This window comes from Candidatus Enterococcus huntleyi, from assembly GCF_009933175.1.
Taxonomy (GTDB): Bacteria; Bacillota; Bacilli; order Lactobacillales; family Enterococcaceae; genus Enterococcus_K; species Enterococcus_K huntleyi.
This window is the reverse complement of sequence record NZ_MAEJ01000019.1, coordinates 1-5,147: the sequence shown is the minus strand read 5'-3', so window position 1 is coordinate 5,147 and position 5,147 is coordinate 1. Positions and strand designations below refer to the sequence as shown.

Here is a 5,147-nt window from a genome sequence, read left to right as displayed (position 1 = left end):
AGGGCGAACACAGAAGTTAAGCTTCTTAGCGCCGATTGTAGTGAGGGGTTTCCCCTTGTGAGAGTAGGACGTCGCCACGCTAAGCTAAAAAGATATAGGAAAATTTCCTATATCTTTTTTTTACAATTAAATACAGGCTGAACGACTACTAAATTTTTTAAAGATAAATACACCCACGATACAGCAGGTGTTGAGAAGAATTAAAGAAGCATACAGAAAATTCTATTCCAGCTTTTATATACTACCCTTATCTAGGACAAAGAAATAGATCCTAAATAGGGGTATTTGTTATGGGAAAAAGAAGATGGAGGACTTCTGAGGTATTCTTAAGCGAGTATTATGTCCATAAATTCATTAGCCGTGAAGAACTCTTCACCATGATCACTCAGTAAAAATTTATCAACTATTACACCAAGGGTCGATATCAATGTAAAGTCCATCAATACTACTATAAAACAGCTTGACGAGCCTTGGAAATGTCTTACTGATGTTTGCAGTAGCAAAAAAACTACCCATCATGAGTGATGAGTAGTCCACAAAAATTTTAAAATGTTCCACGTTCTATTGACAGGAGGCACACCATTTTATTGGAATAGTTTTTGCTGGATAAAATTAAATCCAACCGAATAAGATGGCCAATCCACCAATTAGGTTATTTAAAAAGTGGATGCTGATACTTACTTCTAGGCACTTAGTTTTATAATAGCTGTAGCTCAAAACAAAACCAATAGTTGTGTAAATAAGAAAACTGATGAAATTATCAGACTGATGAACACTTCCGAAAAGTAAGGAGCTAATGATGACACCTACTATAGGATAGTTTTTAAACAATAAACCAATGATTCCGCCGCGGAATACTATTTCTTCCATGATTGGTGCAGCGAAAGATATCATAATAAAGGATAATACCGGGCTGATCAATTTTGTCATTTCAATAATAGCTTGATCATTTTTTGTGGATTCACTTCCTTGGAACATCATCACAATACTTAATAAATAGACAACCAATCGAGCAAAGATGAAAGCAGCGATAATAAATTTAATGTTTTCCTTTGTTAAGAAATCCATAGAAAAATTCATTAAATGGAGCTTCTTAGCAATAAAAATCATCAGCCAAATACTTAATAAGATGAAAATGATACAGGCTATATTGGACAACGCGGACATTTGCATTTTACCAGCAGCCTGAGTAAATCTGAGAGCCAAGCCTATAAATAAGACATATAATTGACTTAATAGGAAAAGTCCAACGACAATGAAAAAATTCTTTACGTAAGTCAATGAGTCACATCCTTTCTACTTTTATATAGTTTATCATAAAGCAATAGCGAGTATACATAATAGGTCAAATTTTTAATATTAGTTACCATATATTTATTATGTAAATTAAAGTGAATATTTAAATATTAGGGATTTATTATGAAGATTAAGAGTTTTCAATTTTTATAAATAAAGTCTTAAGTTTCTCTGAGTAGCCTCTCTATTTAAAAAATATAGCTTATGATGAGAGAGAAATAATACATGAGACATAGGAGGAACCACGAATGAAAATCAATCGAAATCTAACAATAGCACTAACAATTATTTCTCTAACTGGCTGCATCGGAATGTCTAGTAAAGTAGCTTCAGCAGCCACTGATTCTAGCAATGAAACAGTAATAAATGAACGATGGGGGAAGCCAACCTTCGTTGTAGGCGCAGGATTAAACCAAGATCAGACTAACGAAACAATGAAATTATTAGAGATAGAATCCAACGCCGTAAACACTCAAAAAGCAACTGGAAAGGATTTAATTACTTATTTAGGCTATGGCAGTGGTGATGATAGTGTTATGCTGAGTTCCGTCGTTGTTAACCGTGAAGACGAGGGAAAAGGCATTAATGTGGATATTCTAACACCACAAAATATTACTTTAATTACAGCAGATCAATATAAAAACCCATTAGTCACAGCAGGAATCAAGGATGCTACAATAAAAGTAGCAAGTGTGGTTAAAGTCACCGGTGAAAGTGCCTTAACCGGGGTTTACAAGGCATTTCAAGCTAATGGAGAAGCAGTCGACCCTGACCGAGCAAAACTTGCTCAAGAAGAGCTGGATACAACGACTGATTTATCAAAATCGATTGTCGAACAAGCTACAGAGGACAATAAGTCAGAATCATTGACTGAGGATGAACAAGCAAAAGCTGATGAAGCATACAAAGCGCAGCTTAATCAAACATTAGTAGATATTAAAAAAGAATTGGCTGATTTAAAAGAGAAACAAGGGGAGCTAGCCACAAAAGCAGAGGTCGAAAAAATTGTCAATGAGGCTTTGACTAAAAATAATCTATCTACTTATTTGTCTAAAGAAGACATCACCAAGCTCGTTGCTTTAGCTGAAAAATATCAATCTACAGCAGGTGTTTTAGATAAAGAATCCATCAAGCAATTAGATAAAATTAGTGCAGGATTTACAGATACAGTGAGTAGATTAGGAGACGAGTTAGGAAAATTCGGTGAATCACTCAAAGGAACAATCGATGAAAATCAAGGATTCTTCTCTAATTTATGGACAAGTATTACTGATTTTTTTGGAGATATATTTAATTAATATGAAAATGCCAAGCCAAACGTCGAAGCTTACTACTTGTAAATGAACTCATTTTAGCTAAAAATTAGAACGATTACTTCAAAAAGACAGCAGATTAACTGTAAATAGAGCTGAAATTGTGCAATATTCGCCTTAAGCATTAGATATCTCTGAGAACTATTACTTTAAAAGGTGAATCATTTTAATTATAATGATAAAATAGAGAGAGGTATTTTAGTGTTAAAAAAAGGAGGTCCATTTTAATGACCACATCAGAAAATCAAAATGATAAATTGGTTGATTTTAAGGTTGAAGAAACAAACTCTGAAGCATCGAAATTACAGGGACATTCGAATTCGTTCAAAGAAGTGAAACAAGTTGCTAGTATGAATGTCAGTAAATTGCTTCACGATTTGCAAGAGTTTGAAGAAGCAATATCTGCAGAAAATATTCCGGCAATTTATCGATTGTATAACGGTGAATTGACAGATGAATTGAAAAGAAGTTCGAACCAAAATCATGAAATTGATCATATGTTGATACAAAAGATTCATGAAAGATTTAAAGAAGTATTTCCATTTATGTATTTTGAGCGCCAGGTAGATACAACGGTCAATTATTATCGAATCGGTAATTACTATCGACAACGGGCAACTATCGGAATTGATGCATCTGTGCCAGAAATATTCATTCTTCCTGAGATTGATAGTGAATGGCATACGTACTATGAGGATAAAGAGATTGAATTGGCACTCATTAGAGAGCAAATGAATCAATTGGATGCGAAAATGATTGCGGGCAAAACTAAAATTGAAGAAATTAATAAAAAAATAAAAGCTGTTAAAGCGAAAAAAGATGAGATTAATGAAACTAAAGGTTTGTTAAATCGTAAGAAGATTGATACAGAAGTCGATGAGCTAGATAAAAAATTAGCTTCATTGAACAATCAAAAATCTGAATGGCTGCCTTTTGTTGATGGCAGTGGGCAAGTAGAGAAAGAACGTAAAAAACTTGCTGCTCAGTATAAACAGGTTGAGTTAAACAACTCAATCGTTGAAAAAGAACATCGGTTAATTCAACGATATTTCGGTGGATTCGAAGAGTTACGTACCAAAATTATCGCATTCCTAGATGATTATTTAACTGAAGAACCAGCAAATTCTGAAGAGGGGGGCTTTGTGAATGAGTGAGGATAAGCAAGTAGAAGCGAGTGAAACAAAAATTAATGAGAAAAAAATCATCACTCCTAATGAAGCTGAAACTACAGATGTGGATTTAGTGGATGATTACAATGCTGAGATGAGTCCTACAAAGGAACTGGAGCTTTCAAAAGCAGAGATTGCTTATTACGAGAAGAAAGAGCAGAATCGAAGCAATATTGTTGATATGATTCAAGTTGCTGAGACAGAATTAGCAGATTTAAAATTGAGAAAAGCTTTAATGGAATCTGAATTTCCAGAATTACTAGGCTATTATCAAAATCTACTATTAGATGGCTCTAAGTATCCTGAAATGTCGACCATTGCTCAAGCAACTCTATTAGAATACATCACGTATGAATTATTAAAGCCATTAACCCATATTGGATTAAAGTATTCTACGTCTGAGCTAGATAGTTGGGAGACTGTTCACTTCCAAATTTATTATTTACTTGGTGAGTCTAACCGATTAAAATTTGGATTTAAGTTGAAACCAATCAACAATAAATATGAGGCTGCCTACATGGAAATGTTTGAATTAGACTTAAAATCGATGGAAGTAGCTATTGATGATAATCAAGTTTTGGCACTCATTCGATATTGGTCAGTTGATAACATGTATTCTTCAGTTCAACTTTCAGTACTAAATCATGAGCTAAATCAACTGTTAACTCATTTTAAGGCATTAGGATTCAAGGTGGCTGCAAGCTTATTAGATAATGGCAAACCACTAGATCTTCACTTAGAGAGCGCCTTCGAGTTATCAGCAGATATTCTGGATAGTATATTTATTATTGCTATGTCTACTAGTGAGTATGACATGGAAAAAACTGGTGATTATAGCTATGAAATTCTTCTTGATAAGGAGCAGTCTCTGTCAGTAGAAGCGAACGAACAAGGTAATACGAATATAGATATCCAAACTGGACGAATTAATCGTTCAATACTAGATTTCTTTGGTAGTTATCCATTCTTAGTTCCGCTAATGGTGAGATAATTAAATTAATCTAGTTCATTATGGTTTAATCAACAACCAAACGGTTAAAAAGAACAATAAGCACTAATATACCAAAAAGATTGAGGCTGATGTCTTGATCTTTTTAGGTATATGATGGAAAAAGTTCTTAAATTTTCGAAGCTTTTGTGAAAATTATGATGATAAACTTGGTGGGTTGTCTTTAATTTGATGATTCGGTAAAGAGATTGACTCAATAAGCTATAAAAACAGGATATTTAGGGATAGTAACAGTTAGAAGAAGAGGGTCTTAGGTGTAATTTAAGCTATTTTGAGCTAATATATTTTCATATTTATTTTAGTTTACATAATATGTATTATACAAAGTAATGTAATGAGGGCGAATGTTAGGATTAAGCG

General features: G+C 33.6%; 4 protein-coding genes and 1 rRNA gene. 4 read left to right on the top strand and 1 reads right to left on the bottom strand.

Going from position 1 to position 5,147, the window contains the following annotated elements:
* Positions 1–80 (top strand): 5S ribosomal RNA (rrf, locus tag BAU15_RS15955); the annotation flags it as partial.
* A 532-nt stretch (positions 81–612) separates the two neighbouring features.
* On the opposite strand, the gene BAU15_RS10670 is transcribed toward rrf, so the two are convergent.
* Positions 613–1,281, bottom strand: coding sequence for a CPBP family intramembrane glutamic endopeptidase (locus tag BAU15_RS10670; RefSeq protein WP_161842731.1), 669 nt, complete (start codon positions 1,279–1,281; stop codon positions 613–615).
* Positions 1,282–1,544: 263 nt separating this feature from the next.
* Here BAU15_RS10670 and BAU15_RS10665 point away from each other — a divergent pair, with 263 nt between their 5' ends.
* From BAU15_RS10665 to BAU15_RS10655, 3 genes are all read left to right on the top strand, one after another.
* The gene (locus tag BAU15_RS10665; protein WP_161842730.1) at positions 1,545–2,594 is read left to right on the top strand and encodes a DUF1002 domain-containing protein; all 1,050 of its coding nucleotides are present in this window, start codon (positions 1,545–1,547) and stop codon (positions 2,592–2,594) included.
* A 242-nt stretch (positions 2,595–2,836) separates the two neighbouring features.
* Positions 2,837–3,763, top strand: coding sequence for a viral A-type inclusion protein (locus BAU15_RS10660; RefSeq protein WP_161842729.1), 927 nt, complete (start codon positions 2,837–2,839; stop codon positions 3,761–3,763).
* Entirely contained in the window at positions 3,756–4,769 is a 1,014-nt protein-coding gene (locus BAU15_RS10655) for a hypothetical protein (RefSeq protein WP_161842728.1), read from the top strand. The genes BAU15_RS10660 and BAU15_RS10655 overlap by 8 nt, the downstream gene beginning before the upstream one ends.
* The last annotated feature ends 378 nt before the right edge of the window (positions 4,770–5,147 follow it).